This is a genomic window from Clostridium sp. (assembly GCF_034179595.1).
GTDB lineage: Bacteria > Bacillota > Clostridia > Clostridiales > Clostridiaceae > Clostridium.
Map to the genome: position 1 here is coordinate 1 of NZ_JAXFPT010000066.1, position 21,340 is coordinate 21,340.

Annotated in this window: 20 protein-coding genes and 9 tRNA genes; 22 read left to right on the forward strand and 7 right to left on the reverse strand. The window is 27.9% G+C overall.

Annotation, left to right across the window (positions count from 1 at the left end; translation table 11 throughout):
• Positions 1-21 precede the first annotated feature (21 nt).
• The gene (gene melB, locus SPJ33_RS07665) at positions 22-1,476 is read left to right on the forward strand and encodes a melibiose:sodium transporter MelB (RefSeq protein WP_321117382.1); all 1,455 of its coding nucleotides are present in this window, start codon (positions 22-24) and stop codon (positions 1,474-1,476) included.
• 241 nt (positions 1,477-1,717) lie between these two features.
• Positions 1,718-1,876, forward strand: coding sequence for a hypothetical protein (locus tag SPJ33_RS07670; protein WP_321117383.1), 159 nt, complete (start codon positions 1,718-1,720; stop codon positions 1,874-1,876).
• Between the two features lie 29 nt (positions 1,877-1,905).
• Here the strand turns inward: SPJ33_RS07670 and SPJ33_RS07675 are convergent, their stop codons facing one another.
• From SPJ33_RS07675 to SPJ33_RS07685, 3 genes are all read right to left on the reverse strand, one after another.
• The gene (locus tag SPJ33_RS07675) at positions 1,906-3,564 is read right to left on the reverse strand and encodes a glutamine--tRNA ligase/YqeY domain fusion protein (RefSeq protein ID WP_321117384.1); all 1,659 of its coding nucleotides are present in this window, start codon (positions 3,562-3,564) and stop codon (positions 1,906-1,908) included.
• A gap of 211 nt (positions 3,565-3,775) precedes the next feature.
• Entirely contained in the window at positions 3,776-4,396 is a 621-nt protein-coding gene (locus tag SPJ33_RS07680; protein ID WP_321117385.1) for a superoxide dismutase, read from the reverse strand.
• 103 nt (positions 4,397-4,499) lie between these two features.
• Complete coding sequence (locus SPJ33_RS07685; protein WP_414627218.1) at positions 4,500-5,396, reverse strand: radical SAM protein; 897 nt, start codon at positions 5,394-5,396, stop codon at positions 4,500-4,502.
• Between the two features lie 151 nt (positions 5,397-5,547).
• On the opposite strand from SPJ33_RS07685, the gene SPJ33_RS07690 reads away from it, so the two are divergent.
• The 5 genes from SPJ33_RS07690 to SPJ33_RS07710 all read left to right on the forward strand — a co-directional run bounded on the left by SPJ33_RS07690 (position 5,548) and on the right by SPJ33_RS07710 (position 11,804).
• A complete protein-coding gene (locus SPJ33_RS07690; protein ID WP_321117387.1) occupies positions 5,548-6,360 on the forward strand; it encodes an AAC(3) family N-acetyltransferase in 813 nt (270 codons plus the stop codon).
• 241 nt (positions 6,361-6,601) lie between these two features.
• Positions 6,602-7,087, forward strand: coding sequence for an HdeD family acid-resistance protein (locus SPJ33_RS07695; protein ID WP_321117388.1), 486 nt, complete (start codon positions 6,602-6,604; stop codon positions 7,085-7,087).
• Positions 7,088-7,256: 169 nt separating this feature from the next.
• On the forward strand, positions 7,257-9,512 hold the full coding sequence (gene pcrA / locus SPJ33_RS07700) for a DNA helicase PcrA (protein ID WP_321117389.1): 2,256 nt from the start codon (positions 7,257-7,259) through the stop codon (positions 9,510-9,512).
• A gap of 22 nt (positions 9,513-9,534) precedes the next feature.
• Positions 9,535-11,526, forward strand: a complete 1,992-nt coding sequence (gene ligA, locus SPJ33_RS07705) for an NAD-dependent DNA ligase LigA (protein WP_321117390.1) — start codon at positions 9,535-9,537, stop codon at positions 11,524-11,526.
• A gap of 5 nt (positions 11,527-11,531) precedes the next feature.
• Positions 11,532-11,804, forward strand: a complete 273-nt coding sequence (locus SPJ33_RS07710; protein WP_321117391.1) for a hypothetical protein — start codon at positions 11,532-11,534, stop codon at positions 11,802-11,804.
• 48 nt (positions 11,805-11,852) lie between these two features.
• Here SPJ33_RS07710 and SPJ33_RS07715 read toward each other — a convergent pair whose 3' ends face one another.
• Positions 11,853-12,131, reverse strand: a complete 279-nt coding sequence (locus SPJ33_RS07715) for a hypothetical protein (protein ID WP_321117392.1) — start codon at positions 12,129-12,131, stop codon at positions 11,853-11,855.
• A 146-nt stretch (positions 12,132-12,277) separates the two neighbouring features.
• On the opposite strand from SPJ33_RS07715, the gene SPJ33_RS07720 reads away from it, so the two are divergent.
• Positions 12,278-13,759 (forward strand): ABC transporter substrate-binding protein, encoded by a 1,482-nt coding sequence (locus SPJ33_RS07720; RefSeq protein WP_321117393.1) that lies wholly within the window; start codon positions 12,278-12,280, stop codon positions 13,757-13,759.
• Between the two features lie 35 nt (positions 13,760-13,794).
• Here SPJ33_RS07720 and SPJ33_RS07725 read toward each other — a convergent pair whose 3' ends face one another.
• Positions 13,795-15,390 carry a hypothetical protein gene (locus tag SPJ33_RS07725; RefSeq protein WP_321117394.1) on the reverse strand — a complete coding sequence of 532 codons (1,596 nt, stop codon included), beginning with the start codon at positions 15,388-15,390 and terminating at the stop codon, positions 13,795-13,797.
• A gap of 147 nt (positions 15,391-15,537) precedes the next feature.
• On the opposite strand from SPJ33_RS07725, the gene rph reads away from it, so the two are divergent.
• The 12 genes from rph (at position 15,538) to SPJ33_RS07785 (ending at position 18,548) form a co-directional block, all read left to right on the forward strand.
• Positions 15,538-16,284 (forward strand): ribonuclease PH, encoded by a 747-nt coding sequence (gene rph, locus SPJ33_RS07730; protein ID WP_321117395.1) that lies wholly within the window; start codon positions 15,538-15,540, stop codon positions 16,282-16,284.
• Positions 16,285-16,896 (forward strand): XTP/dITP diphosphatase, encoded by a 612-nt coding sequence (locus SPJ33_RS07735; protein ID WP_321117396.1) that lies wholly within the window; start codon positions 16,285-16,287, stop codon positions 16,894-16,896.
• Positions 16,897-16,914: 18 nt separating this feature from the next.
• Entirely contained in the window at positions 16,915-17,394 is a 480-nt protein-coding gene (locus tag SPJ33_RS07740) for a metallophosphoesterase (protein WP_321117397.1), read from the forward strand.
• A 213-nt stretch (positions 17,395-17,607) separates the two neighbouring features.
• Positions 17,608-17,683 (forward strand) — tRNA-Pro (locus SPJ33_RS07745).
• Positions 17,684-17,790: 107 nt separating this feature from the next.
• A tRNA-Gly gene (locus SPJ33_RS07750) sits at positions 17,791-17,864 on the forward strand.
• 73 nt (positions 17,865-17,937) lie between these two features.
• Positions 17,938-18,014: transfer RNA gene (locus tag SPJ33_RS07755), tRNA-Arg, on the forward strand.
• 4 nt (positions 18,015-18,018) lie between these two features.
• Positions 18,019-18,094, forward strand: a tRNA-His gene (locus tag SPJ33_RS07760).
• Positions 18,095-18,097: 3 nt separating this feature from the next.
• A tRNA-Gln gene (locus SPJ33_RS07765) sits at positions 18,098-18,172 on the forward strand.
• A gap of 5 nt (positions 18,173-18,177) precedes the next feature.
• A tRNA-Lys gene (locus tag SPJ33_RS07770) sits at positions 18,178-18,253 on the forward strand.
• Between the two features lie 17 nt (positions 18,254-18,270).
• Positions 18,271-18,354: transfer RNA gene (locus tag SPJ33_RS07775), tRNA-Leu, on the forward strand.
• Between the two features lie 40 nt (positions 18,355-18,394).
• Positions 18,395-18,469, forward strand: a tRNA-Gly gene (locus SPJ33_RS07780).
• A gap of 5 nt (positions 18,470-18,474) precedes the next feature.
• Positions 18,475-18,548 (forward strand) — tRNA-Gly (locus SPJ33_RS07785).
• A gap of 127 nt (positions 18,549-18,675) precedes the next feature.
• Here the strand turns inward: SPJ33_RS07785 and SPJ33_RS07790 are convergent.
• Entirely contained in the window at positions 18,676-19,059 is a 384-nt protein-coding gene (locus SPJ33_RS07790; RefSeq protein WP_321117398.1) for a nuclear transport factor 2 family protein, read from the reverse strand.
• A gap of 126 nt (positions 19,060-19,185) precedes the next feature.
• Here SPJ33_RS07790 and SPJ33_RS07795 point away from each other — a divergent pair, with 126 nt between their 5' ends.
• Positions 19,186-19,500 (forward strand): helix-turn-helix domain-containing protein, encoded by a 315-nt coding sequence (locus SPJ33_RS07795; protein WP_321117399.1) that lies wholly within the window; start codon positions 19,186-19,188, stop codon positions 19,498-19,500.
• A 79-nt stretch (positions 19,501-19,579) separates the two neighbouring features.
• On the opposite strand, the gene SPJ33_RS07800 is transcribed toward SPJ33_RS07795, so the two are convergent.
• Complete coding sequence (locus SPJ33_RS07800) at positions 19,580-19,891, reverse strand: cupin domain-containing protein (protein ID WP_321117400.1); 312 nt, start codon at positions 19,889-19,891, stop codon at positions 19,580-19,582.
• A gap of 265 nt (positions 19,892-20,156) precedes the next feature.
• Here SPJ33_RS07800 and SPJ33_RS07805 point away from each other — a divergent pair, with 265 nt between their 5' ends.
• Positions 20,157-20,888, forward strand: coding sequence for an MgtC/SapB family protein (locus tag SPJ33_RS07805; protein WP_321117401.1), 732 nt, complete (start codon positions 20,157-20,159; stop codon positions 20,886-20,888).
• The last annotated feature ends 452 nt before the right edge of the window (positions 20,889-21,340 follow it).

The following is a 21,340-nucleotide window of genomic DNA, read 5'->3' on the forward strand; positions in this document are numbered from 1 at the left end:
ATAATTAAGGAGGATTTTTATATGAAACAATCAAATACAGAATGTAGACTAGATGGTAAAATACCGGCAAGAATAAAATATACTTTTGCCTTTGGTGCATTAGGTAAAGATATGATTTATGGTATGATTGCTACATTTTCAATGATTTATTTTACTGATATTCTTAAAGTAAATCCAGCATTTATTGGTATAATGTTCTTTGTAGCAAAGATATGGGATGCATTTAATGATTTATTTATGGGAATGGTTGTTGATAATACAAGAACAAGATGGGGTAAATTTATTCCATGGCTTGTAATTGGTACTCTTGTAAACTCAGTTAATTTTATTATATTATTTACAGATTTTCATCTTAGTGGTGTTGGTCTTTGTGTATTTGCAACAGTAGTTTATATTCTTTGGGGTATGACATATACACTTATGGATGTGCCTTACTGGTCAATAATTCCTAACCTTACATCTAATCCTGAAGAAAGAGAAAAGGTTTCCGTTCTTCCTAGAATTTTTGCAAGTATTGGACAATCCCTTATAATAGCAGGATTTGGTGTTCAAATTATAAGAAAACTTGGTGGAGGAACAACAAACCAACTAGGTTATCATAGATTTGCACTTATTATAGCAGCAGTATTTATAATTACAATTGGTATTACTGTAATTAATCTTCCAAAGAAGAGAGACGATTCAGTACCTGAAGAAAAAGTTAAATTCAAAGATATTTTTAAAATTATAGGAAAAAATGATCAACTTCGTTGGGCTGTATGTTTAATTTTCCTTTATAATATTGGTATTCAATGTATTATGGGAGTAGCTATGTATTATTTCTCATATGTATGTGGTAATGCAGAAATAATGTCATCATTTATGATTAGTGCTTCAGTTGCAGAAGTAGTTGGACTTATAGTATTTCCTAAGGTTACAAAGTTACTTTCAAGAAAAACATCATTTTTACTTGCTTGTATAATGCCAGCGTTTGGTTTAATTATGTTATTATTTGTAGGTATTTTTGCACCACAAAATGTTATTCTTACTTCTATTTCTGGTATAATCGTAAAACTTGGAACAGGACTTGAACTTGGATGTGCTACTGTTTTCTTAGCTGATGTTGTTGATTATGGTGAATATAAAATTGGTGTAAGAAATGAAGGGGTAGTATTCTCACTTCAAACATTAATTGTTAAAGTTACAGCTGCATTAACAGCACTTGGTATTGGTGTTGTACTTAATGGTACACAATATGTTCCTGGACAAAAACAATCATTTACAACAGTTGCATTTATTAGTTCTCTTATGTGTATTGTTCCAGCTATCTGTATGATTATTGCTTATATTGTTTATAGAATGAAATACAAGCTTAATGATAGCATGATGAAGAGAATTGTTAATACAATTACTGCAAGAAGAGAAGGTAAGATCACTATTAAACAAGAAATAAATGAGAATGGAGATATTGAACCTTCAAAATTTATGAATAACTAAAATAAAAAGATGTATTAAATTTAAGAATAAATATATATTTTATAAGATTTTTAATTTTTAATCTCAAAGTAAACGATTGCAATTAATGTTATATAATCTATATTTATTTTTAATAAGCAAAAAGGAGTGTTAGTAACACTCCTTTTTTTGTAAAACTTAGATATATGATAATTTTATGTATTAAATCGTATATATAACACAAAATAATGTTAGATATAACATTAAGAGGTGAATCGATAAAATGAACGATAATAAAAATAAACAACATTTAGAGGACTTAAGAAAAATGATGAATAACATTCAAGTAGATTATTGGGATGTTGATTGTGAATGTAATATGTTAAATGACTTAGATGAAGATGGTGGCTTTTATGAAGATAGAAGTACTATAGACAATTAAAAAATAAGAGAAAGGCAAATGCCTTTCTCTTATTTTAATTTAAATGAGCTCTTAAGAGGAACTATTCTATTAAATATTAACTTACCATCTTTAGTATGAGTATCAACTGAGAAGAATCCGTTTCTAACCATTTGGAATTTGTCTAATGGCTTAGCTCCATTAATCGCAATTGGTTCTACAAATCCATTAAGAACTTGCATTGAATTTGGATTAATTTGTTCTAAGAAGTTTTTATCAACGTTTCCGCCTTCAGTATCTAATACTAAAGGTTCATATAATCTAAATTCAGCAGGTACAGCATGTTTTGCATCAACCCAGTGAATTGTTCCCTTAACTTTTCTTCCTGTAAATCCAGAACCACTCTTAGTTTCAGGATCATAAGTACAATGAAGTTCTACAACATTTCCTTCAGCATCTTTTATTACATCATTACATTTAATAAAGTATGCTCCCATAAGTCTAACTTCATTACCAGGGAATAATCTAAAGTATTTCTTTATTGGAACTTCCATGAAGTCATCTCTTTCAACATAGATTTCTCTTGAGAAAGGAACTTCTCTTTTTCCAAGTTCTTCGTTCTTTGGATTATTAGAAACTGGTAACATTTCAGTTTTTCCTTCTGGATAGTTTGTTATGATTACTTTAAGTGGATTCATAACAGCCATAGCAGTAGGAGCTTTAGTTTGAAGATCTTCTCTTAAGAAGTAATCTAACATTTGTGAATCAACTACTGAATTATTTTTAGCAACACCAATAGCACTGCAGAAGTTTCTTATAGATTCTGGAGTATATCCTCTTCTTCTAAGACCTGAAATAGTTGGCATTCTTGGATCATCCCATCCATCAACTACTTTTTCATCAACTAATTGTTTAAGCTTTCTCTTACTCATAACAGTATTAGTCATGTTAAGTCTTGCAAATTCTATTTGTCTTGGAACACTTTCCATTTCACATTCTCTAACAACCCAATCATATAGAGGTCTGTGATCTTCAAACTCTAAAGTACAGATTGAGTGAGTAATGCCTTCTATTGCATCTTCAAGTGGATGAGCAAAATCATACATAGGATATATGCACCATTTATCACCTGTATTGTGATGTGTAGCATGAGCAATTCTATATATTATAGGATCTCTCATATTCATGTTAGGAGAAGACATATCTATCTTAGCTCTTAAAACTTTTTCACCGTCTTTAAATTCACCTTTTCTCATTCTTTCAAAAAGGTCTAAATTTTCTTCAACAGATCTATTTCTATAAGGACTTTCTTTACCTGGTTCAGTTAAGCTTCCTCTAAATTCTTTCATTTCTTCTGAAGTTAAATCACAAACATATGCTAATCCTTTTTTTATTAAAAGAACTGCTCTATTGTACATTTCATCAAAATAATTTGACGCAAAGTGAAGTTCATCCCATTGGCAACCAAGCCACTTTACATCTTCTTTAATTGATTCAACATATTCAGTATCTTCTTTAATTGGATTTGTATCATCAAATCTTAAATTTGTTCTTCCATTAAATTCAGCACCAAGACCGAAGTTTAAAAGAATTGATTTAGCATGACCTATATGTAAATATCCGTTTGGTTCTGGTGGGAACCTAGTTATTATGGTATCATGCTTTCCGCTATCTAAGTCTTCAATAATTATATTTCTTATGAAGTTAGATGAATTCATATCATTTGACATAAATATTACTCCTCCTATAATTATATTCCAAATGGGGTTATTAAAAACAACCTCTAATCTATGTCTATATATTACACATTTATATTTAATTTTAATCCAATATAATGAAAAAATAAAGTATAACTTTTCCGTTATAACCTAGTAATTAGTAACAAGTCAATAATTTAAATAAAAAAAGGAACCCAAAAAGTTCCTTTTTTATTTAAATATATTATTTAATAGATTTTTCAAATCTTTCATTTACTACGTCCCAATTAATAATATTGAATAAGTTAATTACGTAATCAGCACGTTTATTTTGATATTTTAAATAATAAGCGTGTTCCCAAACATCAACTGTTAGAAGTGGTGTTTTACCTAATGAAATTGGGTTGTTTTGATTTGGAGTTGACATTATTTCAAGTTCCTTATTTTCATCTAATACAAGCCAAGCCCAACCAGAACCAAATTGTCCTAAAGCTGCTTCTTTTAATTTAACAAGAAAATCTGCATATGAACCAAATTTATTATCAATAGCTTTTTTTAATTCTCCAGTAGGAATTTTATTTTTGCTTGCAGTTAATCCATCCCAATAAAATTCATGATTAAATACACCGCCAGCATTATTAATAACCGCTTGTTCTATGTCCTTAGGAATATCATCAAGATTTTTAAGAATATCAACTAAAGACATATTAAATAACTCAGGATGTTTATCTAATGCCTTATTTAAATTATCAACATATGTTTGTTGATGCTTATCATGATGTATCATTACAGTTTTTTTGTCTATAACTGGTTCTAAAGCATCATAGTCATAAGGTAGTGGTTTTAAAGTAAATTTTTTTTCCATATAAATCACCTCTAAATAAATTTTTTATATATACAAACTAATGCATATATTTATAATACCCTTAATTTCATTATAATAAACTTTTAAAATTAAAATATGGCATTTATGTTAATATTCCTTCAAGATTAAATGAAGGAACAAAATCAGTGCTGTTACTTCCACTTTCTTGTATAAAAGCATTTTTAATTCCTATTTCTGCTGCATAATTTATTAAACTATCATAGAGCTTTGGGTTCAGTGGTTTTGATAATTCTTTATAGTCAAATGCATTAAACATAGGAGTATATTGATTCATTATACTAATATATACATTATCGCCAAAAATATTATATATAGTATCGATGACTTTTTTAGAATCAAATAAAAGAGTAGGGAGCATAAGATGTCTTATTATCATTCCTTTAGTCATTCTACCTTTCTCATCAAATTTATTAGGGCCTACTTGTGAATACATTTCCTTTAAAATTAATAATAAATTATCTCTATAACCAGGAGCTTTAGAATATTTTATGGCATACTTATCATCAAAGTATTTAAAGTCAGGAAGATATACATCTATGTATCCATCTAATGCTTTAATTGTTTCTAAAGAATCATATCCATTTGTGTTATAAAGAATAGGAATAGATAATCCTTTATTCTTAGCTATTTTTAATGCTTCAATTATTTGAGGAACATAATGAGTTGGTGTAACTAAATTTATATTATTAGCCCCTTTATCTTGAAGTCTTAAAAATATATTTGATAATTCTTCTATGCTTATAAAAGCACCTTTGTTCTCTTGACTTATCTCATGATTTTGGCAAAAGACACATCTAAAATTACAATTTGAAAAAAATACTGTTCCAGAACCTGTATCTAATGATATAGGAGGTTCTTCCCACATATGAAGTTCTGCACGAGCTGCTTTTATTTTATCTGAAGAATTACAAGCACCAAGCTCACCATTTAATCTATTTACATTGCATTTTCTTATACAGAGATTACAATTTTTTAGCATATTAATATAATCCAATAAAATCACCTCTCAAGTAATATATAAAAAAATTATATTACTATAAAATTAGTTAAGCAATTATGTTGAGATTTTGTATGCTACATAATATATTATGGTATTATATACAAAAAAATAAATTTTAGGAGAAGTGTATATGAGTGATTTAGAAAGCATAGTAAATAACACTAAAGAATTAATAACTAAAAGTTATTTAAAAGAAGAATTAAAGAGAATTGGAATAAAACAAGGAGATTGTATAATGGTACATTCTTCATTAAGTAAGCTTGGATTTGTATGTGGGGGAGAAGTTACAGTTGTAGAAGCACTTATTGAAACTGTAGGTGAAGATGGAACAATAGTTATGCCTACTCATAGCAACAATTGTGTAGATCCAGTATTTTGGAGTGATCCGATTGTGCCTAATGAATGGTTTGAAGATATAAGAAAAGAAATGCCTGCCTTTGATCCAGATTTAACACTAACACTTGGAATGGGGAAAGTAGTTGAATGTTTTAGAAATATAAAAGGTGTTAAAAGAAGTTATCATCCTACTGTATCATTTGCAGCTTTTGGAAAGTATGCTGATTTTATTACAGAAAATCATAGTTTAGAATATTCACTAGGAGAAAATTCTCCATTAGCTAGATTTTATGAATTAGATGGAAAGGTACTATTACTTGGTGTTGATTATGATGTTAATACATCCTTCCATTTATCAGAATATAGAGCAGGAAATTATACTATAGCAACTAATATATCTCCAATTATAGAAAATGGCAAAAGAGTTTTTAAACAATATGAAGATATAGAGTTTAAAACAGAATTATTTATGTTTGTTGGAGAAGGTTTTGAAGAAAATTATGATGTTGCTTTAGATAAGATAGGAAATGCAAATATAAAATTATTTAAACAAAGAGATTGTGTAGATTTTGGAGTTAAATATTTTAAAGAATTTAGTATGTACTAAATGATGTTAAGATTTGGGGTAAAAAAATTTACAGTTTAGAAATTGCAATATTTAGCAAAAATTAGATATTTAAATTTATTTAAAATAAATAAGAGAAAATATGTTGTATTTTTTAGTTTAATAAGAAATTTGAATAAATATGATTAAATATAATAAAATATGATAAAAATATTTAAAATAAAAAAGACCTTTATTTGTATAATTTACTTATGAGAATTTTATAAAAATGGAGGTAGAAAAAATGGTTAAGTTTTTATTTGTAGTGCAAAGTATTTTATTAGCTATTATAGGAATATTATTTTTTGTTTATCCAATACAATCATTAGTTAACTTAACAATGATTTGTGGAATACTTGCGATAGTTGCTGGAATTATATCAATAGTAAAAGCTTTCAAAGTTGATAGAAAGGGAATGTTTATATTCAATGGTATAGTAGATATATTATTTGGTTTAATTCTTTGGTTTTCACCAATATACTCATCAGAAGTATTTGTTATATTCTTTGGAGTATGGGGATTAATAAGAGGTATATCATTATTATGTGGTGAGTTCCACTACAAGACAGCAGGATTTAATATATCAACAATATATACAATATTAGTAATAATATTAAGTGCATTAGTAATTCTTTATCCAGTAATAGCATTAGCATTTACACCTATTATAATCGGTGTTTATCTAATCTTAATGGCTATATTTGAATTATATTTATGTTTTACACTTTAAAAATAATTAAGATATATTAATAAAAAAGAGCTTATTATATCATAAGCTCTTTTTTATTTTACTTAACTTTCATTTATGCCACAATTTTACTAATAATCAGACTTTATGGCAACAATAAGAAGATGATATATGATATAATATTCTAATACTAGGAAGGGAGGATGATGATTTGGATTTAAAATCATTATTAAATAAGGAACAGTATGAAGGTGCAATTACTGTAGACGGTCAAGTCCTAATATTAGCAGGTGCAGGATCAGGTAAAACAAGAGTTTTAACATATAGAATGGCTCATATGATAGAAGATTTAGAGATTAAGCCTTGGAGTATCCTTGCAATAACATTTACAAATAAAGCTGCTAAAGAAATGAAAGAAAGAGTTGAGTCACTTGTTGGAGAAAAAGCAAATGAAATGTGGATATCTACATTCCATTCAACTTGTGTAAGAATACTTAGAAGAGAAATTGATAAACTTGGTTATAAATCAAGTTTTACTATATATGATACATCAGATCAAAAAACACTTTTAAAAGAATGTATGAAAGCTTTAAATATAAATGATAAAGATATTACTCTTCAAGAGATTATGGGTAAAATAGGAAGAGCTAAGGATAATATGAGAACTCCTGAAAGCTATATGAGAGAATTTGAACATCATTTTAGAGAAAAGAAAATTGCAGATGTTTATCAAATGTATCAAAAAAGACTTAAAGAAAATAATGCTTTAGATTTTGATGATCTTATATTTAAAACTGTAGAATTATTTAAGTCACATCCTGATGTTTTAGAATTTTATCAAAATAAGTTTAAATATATAATGGTAGATGAATATCAAGATACAAATGGAGCTCAATATGAATTTGTTAAGCTCTTAGCTAAAAAATATAAAAATATATGTGTTGTTGGTGATGATGACCAATGTATATATGCATGGAGAGGCGCAGATGTAACAAATATTCTTGATTTTGAAAAAGATTATCCAGATTGTAAGGTTATAAAGCTTGAACAAAATTACAGGTCAAAGGGTAATATATTAGAAGCGGCAAATGTTGTTATAGTAAACAATTCAAGAAGAAAGAATAAAGCACTTAGAACAGAGCAAGAATCAGGTAGCAAAATAAAAATATATAGAGCATATTCAGATAAAGAAGAAGCTGATTTTGTAGCTAGACAAATACTTGAAATAAAATCTAAAGATAAATATGAAAATAAAGATTTTGCTGTTCTTTACAGAACAAATGCACAGTCACGTATATTTGAAGAGACATTTAGAAGAAGAGGAATTGCTTATAAGATAGTTGGAGGAACGAAATTCTACGATAGAAAAGAAATTAAGGATATGTTAGCTTATCTTAAAGTTCTTATAAATCCTCAAGATGATATAAGCATAAAAAGAATTATAAACGTTCCAAAGAGAAGTATTGGTGATGCAACTGTTAATAAGGTTCAAGAGTTTGCAGATTCATATGAACTAAATCTTTGGGATGCACTTCAAGAAGTAAGAACTATACCAACTTTAACTGCAAGAAATTGTTCTTCACTTGAAAGATTTACAGAGCTTATGGATAACTTTATGATAATGTCAGAAACTATGCCAGTTTCTATGCTTATTGAAACTATATTAAAAGAAACAGGATATCTAGAAGAACTTAAAAAATCTAATGAAATAGAAGATAAAAGCAGAATAGAAAACTTACAAGAATTAGTATCAGATGCTGTTGATTTTGAAAAAAATAGTGAAGACAAAAGTTTAATGGCATATTTAGAAAAGGTATCATTAGTTCAAGATACTGAAGATCCAGAAAAAGAACAAGAAAATGCCGTAGTATTAATGACAATTCATAGTGCTAAGGGTCTAGAATTCCCTAATGTATTTATGGTTGGAATGGAAAATGGTTTATTCCCAAGCATGAGTGATTTAGATAAAGAAGATCAAATGGAAGAAGCAAGAAGACTTTGTTATGTTGGTATAACAAGAGCAAAGGAAACTCTTTATATGACTTCATCTGAGGTTAGAAGAGTATTTGGTAGAACAGTATCTTATAGTCAATCAGATTTTATTGGAGAAATAAGAAATGATTTAAAAGAATATATAAATCAAAGAAGTACTAATGGATCAGCTAAAGAAGGAATGTATGCTACACCTTCTAAATCAAGTTTTAATAATCCACATAGTTTAAAAAGCTCTATGAGATCAAATATTCAAAATAGACCTTTATCACAAGATAAAACATCAAATACATCTTCAAATAGTGTGAACTTAGAAGAGATTACTCTTGGAAGAAAAGTAAAACATGATAAGTTTGGAGAAGGTACAGTTGTATCAATTATGCCATCTGGAAATGATAAAAAGCTTACAATAGCATTTGATAAGCAAGGTGTAAAAGTATTGTTATTATCAATGGCTAAATTACAACTATTATAATACTAGGAGGAAGTGTAAGTTTATGGATAAAAGAGAAAAGATGAAATCTCTTGTAGAAGAATTAAATAAATATGCATATGAATATTACGCTTTAGATAATCCAACAATTACTGATAAGGATTATGATAAAAAATATGATGAGCTTGTGGCCTTAGAAAAGGAACTTAATGAAGTATTACCATATTCACCAACAGCTAGAGTTGGTGATGTGGTCCTTGAAGGTTTCAAAAAATATACTCATAAAGGTAGACTTTGGAGTTTAGGAAAAGCTCAAAGTATCGAAGAAATAGTTGAATGGCATAATAGGAATGTTAAATTTGTAAAAGAGATGAATGAAAGAGGAGAAAATCTACCTGATATTAAATATATAGTAACTAAAAAATTTGATGGGTTAACAATAAATTTAACATATGATGAAAATGGAGTTCTTGTAGTTGGTGCAACTAGAGGCACAGGAACAATTGGAGAAGATGTAACTGCACAAGTCAAAACTATAAAGAGTATACCTCTTAAAGTTAATTGCCATGATGTATTTGAAGTTCATGGAGAAGCAATAATGACTACAGAAGCTTTTGAAAAGTATAATTTAGAAGCAGATGTGCCATTAAAAAATCTAAGAAATGGTGCAGCAGGTGCTCTTAGAAATTTAAATGTACGTGAAACAGCTAGAAGAAATCTTTCAGCATTTTTCTATGATATAGGATATAAGGAAGGTACACCTTTTAAAACTTATACTGAGATGATGGATTTTATAAAGCAAATGGGATTCCCAGTAGATGATTACATAAAAGAATGCTATACAATAGAAGATATTAAAAAAGAGATAGACTATATTAATAATATAAGATTTGATTTAAACTATGATATTGATGGTCTTGTAATTGCAATAGATGATATTAAAACAAGAGAGCTTTTAGGATACACAGTAAAATCACCTAAATGGGCTATTGCATATAAGTTTGAAGCGCAGGAAGCAACAACTAAGCTTTTAGATGTTGAATGGAATGTAGGAAGAAGTGGTAGAGTATCTCCAACAGCTATTCTAGAGCCAGTAGAACTTGCAGGAGTTACAGTAAAAAGAGCTACTTTAAACAATATGGATGATATAAAAAGAAAAGGAATAAAGCTTGGAGCAGAAGTATTTGTAAGAAGAAGCAATGATGTTATTCCTGAAATTATGGGAGTTGTATCAGAAAGCTTAGAAGGTGCAAAGGAAATAGTACCTCCAACTATATGTCCAGCTTGCGGTAGTCATTTAGTAGAAGAGGGAGCACATATATTCTGTGATAATACTCTTTCATGTAAGCCACAACTTGTTAAGACGATAGTGCATTATGGCTCAAGAGAAGCTATGAATATTGCAGGTTTTTCTGAAAGAACAGCAGAACAATTATTTGAAAGATTAAATATAAAATCAATCGGAGATTTATATAAATTAGATAAAGATGATCTAGTTAAGCTAGAAAAGTTTGGACCTAAAAAAGCTCAAAACTTATTAGATGCGATAGAAAACAGTAAGAACTGTAAACTTGAATCATTTATTTATGCATTAGGAATTAAAAATGTAGGAGCTAAAACAGCTAAAGATATAGTAAATAGATTTAAATCTATTGAAAACTTAAAAAAGGCTACATTTGAAGAATTAATTCAAATATCTGATGTAGGAGATATAGTTGCTGAATGTATTATTGATTTCTTTAATGAAGAAAAAGTAATAGAAACAATAGATGAACTTTTAGAACTTGGAGTTAATCCAGTATTTGAAGAAAAAGAAATAATAGAGAGTGTATTTGAAAATAAAACTGTAGTTGTTACTGGAACTATGAAAAAATACTCAAGAAAACAAATAAAAGATAAATTAGAAATGCTTGGTGCTAAAGTTTCAGGAAGTGTAAGTAAGAAAACAGATTACGTTATAGCAGGAGAAGAAGCAGGTTCAAAGCTTACTAAGGCACAAGAATTAGGAGTTAGGGTAATTACAGAAGATGAATTTGAACAGATGATAGGAGGTTAGGCAGTTTGAAAAAAATAATAAATGTTTTAAGTATTGCCTCTAGTATAATATCTGGGATAGTTATAATTTGTACTTTTATAACTTCTTATCAATTCATTTATATAAGTGATATATTTAACTCTTATTTAGCAGTTCAAATTAGTGTAGCAATTACTATGATTTTATGGGCTTTAAGATTTTGGCTTAATGAATATGGAAGAAAAAAGTTCTTTCATACGTCTATTAGTTTAGCTATAGTAGTTGCATTAATATTCTTTATCTTTGGCACTGTAAGATAATAAGATATAAATAAAAAAGACTTCTATGATAATCATAGAAGTCTTTTTTTATTTATTATTTCTTTTTCCAAAATCTTTAACATTACTTAAATCAGAAACATCAAACTCATCTTGAGCAGTATCATTTAAAAAGTCTTCGTAAGAATATTCTTCTTTATCTAAATTAAGATTACTTAGATTTTCATTTATTTTTTCAAGAATATAATTATTATAACAGAATTTATTATAAGTTTTTAATGCTATAACGAAAAGCCAGATGCCAATAAACATAAAAGTTAGCATAAAAAATATTCCTATGATTAATGCGGCAACAACTAAAAAATTCATGATAACACCTCCTCAAAATATAGATTAATTATAGCATAATATCTTTAAAATTATCTAAAGTATAAAAAATATTAAATAAATTGTTTATAATAAATGGTCATTGACAATAATTATGATAAGTTAATTAAAAGGTGGGGAGTATGGTTGTGAAAAAATTTATAATGCCAAGTATTTTTATAGCATTATTAATGATATTTGCTCTAAGTTTCATTGATATAGAAAAAGTGGAAAATACAGAAGTTACAGAATCACTTCTATATGCAGTTAATACTATACCTAATGAATTAAAAGACGTAAGCAAACTAACAACAAGGGAGAAGGATATAATTTGTGCTACAAGTATAGGGCTTATAGAAAAAGATAATAAAGGTGATATAGTACCATCTTTAGCATATGAATTTAGTGTAAAAGAAGATGGGATAGAATATCAATTTAAAATAAGAGATGATGTTTATTGGAGTAATGGAGATAAAGTTACAGCAGAAGATGTAGTGGAATTTTTTAAGGAAATATTAAAAGAAGAAGAGGATAAAAATATAGAACCTTTTTTAGATGTATATGGAGCAAGAGAGTTTAGGAAAGGAAATATAAGTTTTGAAAGTGGAGTGGCCATAAATTCAAATGATAATGTACTAACTATTCGTTTAAATAGAAAAAATGATGCATTCTTAGAAGAATTAACAAAAGTACAGTATAGAATCAGAAAATATTTAATGATGTGGGATGATATAGAAAGCAATTATAAAACGATAATTTATTCTGGTGAATATTATATAAGCAATATAAATAATGGTGAAGTTGAACTTAAGAAAAATAATAATGATAAATCACTAGAATCTATAAAATTGTTTGAAGATTTTAACGAAGAATTGTCAATGGCTGCCTTTGAAATGGGTGAAAGAGATATAGTTGTTAATCCACCTAATACTCAGTTAAATAGATTACAATCTGAAGGTAGGCTTAAAACATTTGAATCTGATAATGCAAAATATGTTTTATTAAATTCAGAGCAAGAAAGTTTGCCATTATCAACAAGAAAGACATTGTATTTCAATATAAATTTATCAATGGTATCTTATGAAGAAGAAAATAGTAATTATTTAGAGATTGCTGAAAATAGTTATTTTAGAGAGGATAAAGAGAATTTTAATAAGCTTCAATCAAGAAAAGTTATGACTACTCAAAAAGAAGATAAAATTCCAGAAGTTATTACTATTCTAGCAAAAGATAATAATGAAAATAGAGCAATATTAAAACATATTCAAGATTGGTTTAGTGATAATACAGAAAGTTCTATTAGATATAGTCTTGTAACAGAAGAAGAATTTGAAAATGTAGAACTAAGAAAAAGATATGATGTTTTAATAATAGATAAAATTGCAAATTCAAATGATAAAGAGCAGTTTTATTCAGATTTAAAAGATTATTATACTGAAAGTGAATTAAATACTTATGAAAGTATAATTAATTCAACAAAAAGTAATTTTGATGAATTAGAAAACAAGCTTTTTAATGATTACAGTATACTTCCACTATTATTTGAAAAGCAAAATATTGCAATATCTAAGCATATAAAAAATATAGAATTTGATTGGTATGGAAATATAAATTTTAGAACATTAAAATAAGGTTGTCATTTATACAACCTTATTTTAATAAAAAGTTAGTTATTTTTATCTTGTATATCAGAAGAATCAGAAATATTAGGTTCTTCTATTTTTGTTTCAGAACTAGTATTTATGTCTCTTTTAGGTTCTTCTGTAGAAATTTCAGTATCACTAACTTGTTGGCTAGTTTCTTTATTAGCATCAATAGTATCATCATCAGAAGTTGTATTGTTTATATTTTCATCTGTATTAGAACTTCTAAATTCAAAATTTGGTTCTTTAAGTTCTAATTCATTAAAGAATGTATCTTTAAATACATGTATAAACATGAAGAATATAAACATATTTTTATAACTATCAAATGATTTACTAGATGAACTTGTAAACATATCTTTTTTTCTTGAATAAGTTATATTCTTTATAAATATTGGTGATAATCCTGTATTATCTAACGTAGGTAAGTTTGGCATTCTAAAAAATGTTTCATCTATCATGTCCTTTGATAGCATACTAAAATGCTTATAACGCTCCATATTATCTAAATCAGGGGCGTCAGGCCAGCTTGTAATTAAATCTGAATTTAAGAAATATTTCTTATATATTTTAGATATCATTGGAGTATATTTTCTAACTGAATCTGATTTATTTGAAAATAATATGATTGCAATTAAATAAAAGCAAAGATCAAATGATGTATATTTGATTTCCTTTTTATCAGTAAGCTTTTGAATTATATTATTATCTTCATCATATAGAGATAATAATTTATTAATTACCTCAGTATATTTTTCTTTAACATTAGATAAATTAGTATGTTCATATGAATATATTAAAGTTATAGCAAAAAGGCTACATAAATCTAAAGAATTTACATAATAATCTTTTTCATCGAACTTATTAACTAAAAAGTCAGTTAAGTCCATTATAAGACTTATTACTTCGGTATTATTAGAGTAACTATAAAATATATTAAAGGCTAATAATGTTTTAACTCCTTCTTCAAAAGATAAATTATATAATGCCTCTTTATAATCTAAAAACATCTGAAGTATTTGCGTTGAAAACTCTTCATATTCTTCTTTAATTTCATTATTATCTTCATGAAGAGAATATAAATAATAAGCATTCATCATAAATGCTTGATCACTAAATGAAAATTTCCTATCTTTTTCAATTAAATTACTATTTTTAGATTCATTTTCAAATAAGCTTTTTTTAGAAATAAATATACCTTCAGAATTACGAAGATTTTCATAATAAAAATCAAGTTGTTCACGAGCAAGATATTTATAAGCGCTTTTTAATGAATCTTTATCAGATTTTTTATCAATATAAGAATAATAATCACTAAGCTCTAGTAAAGACATAGTCATTAAAGCATTAGTTGTAGGATTGATTTCCCTTTTGAAAGAAGAAGAATCAAAGCCGTGAGAAACCTTATTATGCATAAATGCTGGTGATGATTTTTTATACAAGCATAATACTGGAGAAAATTTACTTAGTATGCTAATATCTTTTGTAGATGGGTTTTTCTTGGAATTTCTTGAAGATAAGGTACACCCACATTTAGAGTTTAAAATAAGTATTTTAATGGCTTCTTTTGATAGATGAAAAAGCTGACCACATACTTCATATTGTGATAAGCTATTCATTCGAAAAAATGGCCCTATATATTTCAAAATGTTTCACCTCATATTAAATTCTTATAATAATTAATATGAGTAATTTTTTAAAATAGTGCAAAAATATAAAATTAGTATATAAAAATTAAGAAATTCTATAAAAAGGAGGTAGCTTAGATGAGAGGCGATGGAAGGAAAAATGATCAAGTTAGACAAACTAAAGTAACTAGGAATTTTACAAAGTATGCTGAAGGATCTGTTTATATAGAAGTAGGAGATACAAAAGTACTTTGTAATGTATCAATAGAAGATAAAGTACCACAATTTTTAAAAGGTAGTGGAGAAGGCTGGATAACAGCAGAATATAATATGTTACCTAGAGCAACAGATACTAGAAAAATTAGAGATGTAACTAGATTAAAAGTTGATGGAAGAACAATGGAGATTCAAAGATTAATAGGAAGAGCATTAAGATCTGTTGTTGATTTAAAAGCATTAGGCGAAAAAACATTATGGGTAGATTGTGATGTTATTCAAGCTGATGGAGGAACTAGAACTACATCAATAACAGGTGCATTTATAGCTATGGTTGATGCTGTTAATAAGCTTCATAAAGAAAGACCATTTAAGATATATCCAATAAGGAATTTTGTTGCAGCAATAAGTGTAGGTATAGTAGATGATAATAAAATAATAGACTTATGTTATGAAGAAGATTCTAATGCAAAGGTTGATATGAATATAGTAGGCACGGAAGATGGAGAATTTGTTGAAGTTCAAGGAACAGGTGAAAAATCTCCAATGACAAGAGAAGAACTAAATAAATTATTAGACTTAGGTGAAAAAGGATTAAAACAAATGATAGCAATTCAAAAAAATGCTTTAAAGATGGATGCATTATGGATAGGAACAGGAGGAAGATAGATGAAAAAGTTGATATTAGCAAGTAATAATAAGAAAAAGATTGAAGAAATAAAATATATTTTAAGAAATATAGATTTAGAAGTTAAATCTTTAAATGATGAAAATATAAATATTGAAGTGATTGAAGATGGAGTAACTTTTAAGGAAAATGCAAATAAAAAGGCAAGAGAAATAAGAGAGTACTTAATAAATAGAGGCGATACTGATTTTATTGTTATGGCAGATGACTCAGGACTAGAAGTTGACTATTTAAATGGTGAGCCAGGAGTATATTCAGCTAGATATGCAGGAGAACATGGAAATGATACTAAGAATAATGAAAAATTATTAAAGAATCTACAAGGAGTTCCTGCTGAAAAAAGAGGAGCTAAATTTATTTGTCACGTAACTCTTATAAATTATAAAGGAAAATCATTAGATATAAGAGGAGAGGTTAAAGGAATTATAATAGATAAATTAAATGGAGAAGGTGGATTTGGTTATGATCCATTATTCTATAATGAAAAATTAAATAAAACATTTGGAGAAGCTTCAAAAGAAGAAAAAAATAGTGTTAGTCATAGAGGAGAAGCATTAAAAGAATTGAAAGAAAAAATATATCAATTATTATAGGGGAGATGAGTATATACTATGTTAGTAGCTGTAGTGAGTGATACACATAGAATTAGTAGATATATAGAAGAGGTTAAAGAAAAAATTAAGGATGCGGATGTACTTATACACCTTGGAGATAATGTAGATGATTTTAAAGAACTTTCAGATGGATTTTTAGGAGAGGCATATGCAGTTGCAGGAAATTGTGATTACTCTAATGAATATCCATTAGAAAGAATAATAGAATTAAATTCAGTTAAAATATTAGCAACGCATGGGCATGCATATAATGTTAAATATGGATTGCACAAATTATATTATAGAGCAGAAGAACTTGGAGTTAATATAGCTTTATTTGGACATACACATCAAGAATTAATTATAGAAGAGAATGGAATAATACTTATGAATCCAGGTAGCGCTTCGTTGCCAAGAGGAACAAAAGGAAGACATATTGGGTTTATAGAAATTAATGATGGAAAAGAGCCGTATGCATATCTAGAATCAATAGAATAGAAAAATGCATGTTAAATTATTAATAAAAACTATTATACATTGATAATTTGTTTATCAAATATATAGTCTGTTATAAAATTAAAAAGTATTGAATTTTATAATATATTTTTTAAAAAAAGTGTTGACGAATTAATCACCATCATGTAGAATAGTCATTGTCGCTGAGAGATAAAGCGGTGAGCGAAGAGATCTCAAAAGTGATACATGACTTTTCGGGGTGTGGCGCAGATGGTAGCGCGCATGGTTTGGGACCATGAGGTCGCAGGTTCGAGACCTGTCACCCCGACCAGTAAGAAATTTGTCAAAATAAAGCTTGACAAAAAAACAAAACCCTGTATAATTAAAAAGGCAGGTTGCTGTTAAACCTACTAATTAGTAAGGTGTAACAAGTAATATGCGGGTGTTGCTTAATGGTAAAGCTCTAGCCTTCCAAGCTAGCCACGAGGGTTCGATTCCCTTCACCCGCTCCAATGTTTAAAACTTTTGAAAAAAAGTTCTTGACAAAACAAACTGAATGTTTTAAAATAATAAACGTTCTGAAACGCGTCTTTAGCTCAGCTGGATAGAGCAACGCCCTTCTAAGGCGTGGGCCGGGAGTTCGAATCTCTCAAGACGCACCATGTGGTGAGCGTAGTTCAGTTGGTAGAGCGCCAGATTGTGGTTCTGGTTGTCGTGGGTTCGAGTCCCATCGCTCACCCCATATAGGGATATCGCCAAGTGGTAAGGCACCACACTTTGACTGTGGTATTCGTAGGTTCAAATCCTGCTATCCCTGCCATTTATGGTTCGCTAGCTCAGTCGGTAGAGCACATGACTTTTAATCATGGTGTCCCGGGTTCGATTCCCGGGCGAGCCACCAATTTAATTAAATAACGTGCAGATGTGGCGGAATTGGCAGACGCACTAGACTTAGGATCTAGCGCCTACGGCGTGGGGGTTCGACTCCCTTCATCTGCACCATTAATTAAATTAAAATTATTAAAATAAATAAAAAGCATATGCGGAAGTGGCTCAATGGTAGAGCGCCACCTTGCCAAGGTGGATGTTGCGGGTTCGAGTCCCGTCTTCCGCTCCAAATATGCGGGTGTTGCTTAATGGTAAAGCTCTAGCCTTCCAAGCTAGCCACGAGGGTTCGATTCCCTTCACCCGCTCCATTTTATAAACTTACAAGTTAACTTGTAAGTTTTTTTATTTGTTTAAAAAGCTTTATTATAAAAAAGCTAAGGTATAAATACCTTAGCTTTTTCTTGGTATAGAATATTTAGTATAATTTTTTATATATTAGTTTTTGTAATCACTGAACATGTTAGAATCGTTAGGTACATTTTCAATATATTTGATTCTACCATTTTCATCTAATTCAACTATATTTACTCCAGTTTGAGTATAAACAGTTTGATCTTTTCTTTTACCGCATATTGCCCAGTTAGTTTCATATCTACCTGTTTCTTCGTTAAGCTTCCAGCCTTCATACATATGTTTTAAATCTATTAGATTTTCATAAACTGAAGTTACAAATGCTCTGAATTTATCTTTTCTTGATTGTGTATAACCATTTAAAACAAATACAACGTCATCAGTGAAAAGACTCATTAATTCTTCTTTTGCTTCTTCGCTAGTTCTTGTTTCATCAAATAATCTAAAATATCTTTCTAAGTATTCCATTATTAAAGTTCCTCCTCTTAATATCTTTTGTAAAATTATTATATCTAAAGTATAATATTAATAATTTATAATGTATAGTATGCACTTTTTTGTGTGAAACTATCAAAAAGGAGAGTGTAGAAAAAAATGGCAACTGAGGTTGATATGAATCCAGTAGAATATACTTTATCAATTATAAGTAATAAGTGGAAAATATTAATTATATATTGGTTATTAAGGAATGAAGTTATGAGATATAGCGAATTAAAACGCAGCCTAAATGGAGTAACACATAAAATGTTATCACTTGGGCTTAAGCAGTTAGAACAAGATAATATCATTACTCGTAAACAATATGATCAAATTCCACCTAAAGTAGAATATCGTATTTCAAGTAAAGGACGCTCTCTAGCTCCAATTATTTCAGCATTATGTAATTGGGGAACTGATAATATGCAATAAAATCTTAAAAGTTAAACAAATATAATTATTTATAATAAAAAAACTTAGAGATAATATCTCTAAGTTTTTTTATTATAAATTAAAGACCAACTGTTACTAATGCTTTTGATTCTTCTAATGCAACTACATTATGAGTTACTTTTGAATTAAATGAAAGAAGTTCTCCTTTTGATAATTCAAATTCTTGGCCATCTTCAAAATGTATTCTTACTTTACCTTCAAGCACAACTAATTGAGCCATTTTTTCATGAGAGTGATTTGGTACCCCTTCACCAGCTTTTAAATTAAGAAATACAGACATAAAATTATCATTTTTAGCAACTATACTTTTTGATTCTGTTTTTTCCTTAAATAAATTAATTTTTTCTCTTCCCATAAGTTCTTTTTCCATAGTTATCACCTCAAATATTTTTTAGATTTAATCTATACTTGAATTATATAATACTTAAAATCAGATTAATGTAACTTAAATCAAATTTTTTTATGAATTTGTATTTTCAAAAATATTTAATCTATTGAAGAAAAAATGAAAAATATACTAAGATATTAAGCTTTAGATTGTTAAATATTTAGTAATTAGCATAAGAATTTAAAAATACTAATAATATGAAAGAAAAAATTAGATTAAAAAATATAATAAATTGAGGAAAATTATTATGGATATTAAAAATATAATTATTAGACTGTTATTATCAATAATTATTGGCGGGATAGTTGGATATGATAGAGAATACAAAAATAGGCCAGCTGGTTTTAGGACACATATATTAGTATGCATTGGTTCAACTGTAGCTGCTTTGATTGAAATACAAACTATAGACTTAATAATGAAACAAATAGAAACGAATCCTGAGCTTATGGGAATATTAAAGGTTGACTTAGGTAGATTAAGTGCTCAAGTAATATCAGGAGTAGGATTTTTAGGTGCTGGAACTATTATAAGAAATAATGGGTCTGTTAAAGGCCTTACAACTGCAGCTTCTATATGGGCAGTTGCTTGTGTTGGATTAGCTATTGGAATGGGATTATATACTATAAGTATATTAAGTACATTTGCAATACTTATAGCATTAATATTTTTAAAGACATTTCAAAATAAGTTTATTATAAGACAAGAAAAAATAAAATTTGAAGTAAGATATAACAATAAAATTAATGCAATAAAGGAGATAGATGAAATTTTATTAGATATGGAGGTGAGTATAAAGAATATAGAATTTAAATCAATAGATGATATAAATGAAGATTATAAAGAGAATATTTGTATATATACAATTTTAATTTCACATAATATAGATTTAAATTTACTTATATGTGATTTATCAGCAGGAGAAAATATATTAGGGATAAGATTATTAGATAAAGGTAATATAAAAAGATTTGTATGAAAAAATTAAAATATGATTGTAAATTATATACAAATATATAATTAAATAAGAAAATCAAAAGAAACTTATCCAGGCGTATCTATACAAGAAAAATTGAGAAAATAATAAATAAAAAGAGTAATATTAATTTAATATTACTTAAATAAGTAAATTATAATTATATATAATAAATATTATGATAGAATAATCCATGTCGTCACGGGGAACGGATACGAAACACAAAAGATTGTGTAGAAAACATGAAAAAAGTGTTGACATTAGTTCTTAAAGATGATAAGATAATTAAGTCGCTTGAAGGCGATTGGAAATTTGATCTTTGAAAATTGAACAGAATATAGAATACATTTAAACAACCAGCAATTCTTTTTACAAGTAAGTTTTATGAGTTAAATGATTAAACTTTTTATTGAGAGTTTGATCCTGGCTCAGGACGAACGCTGGCGGCGTGCCTA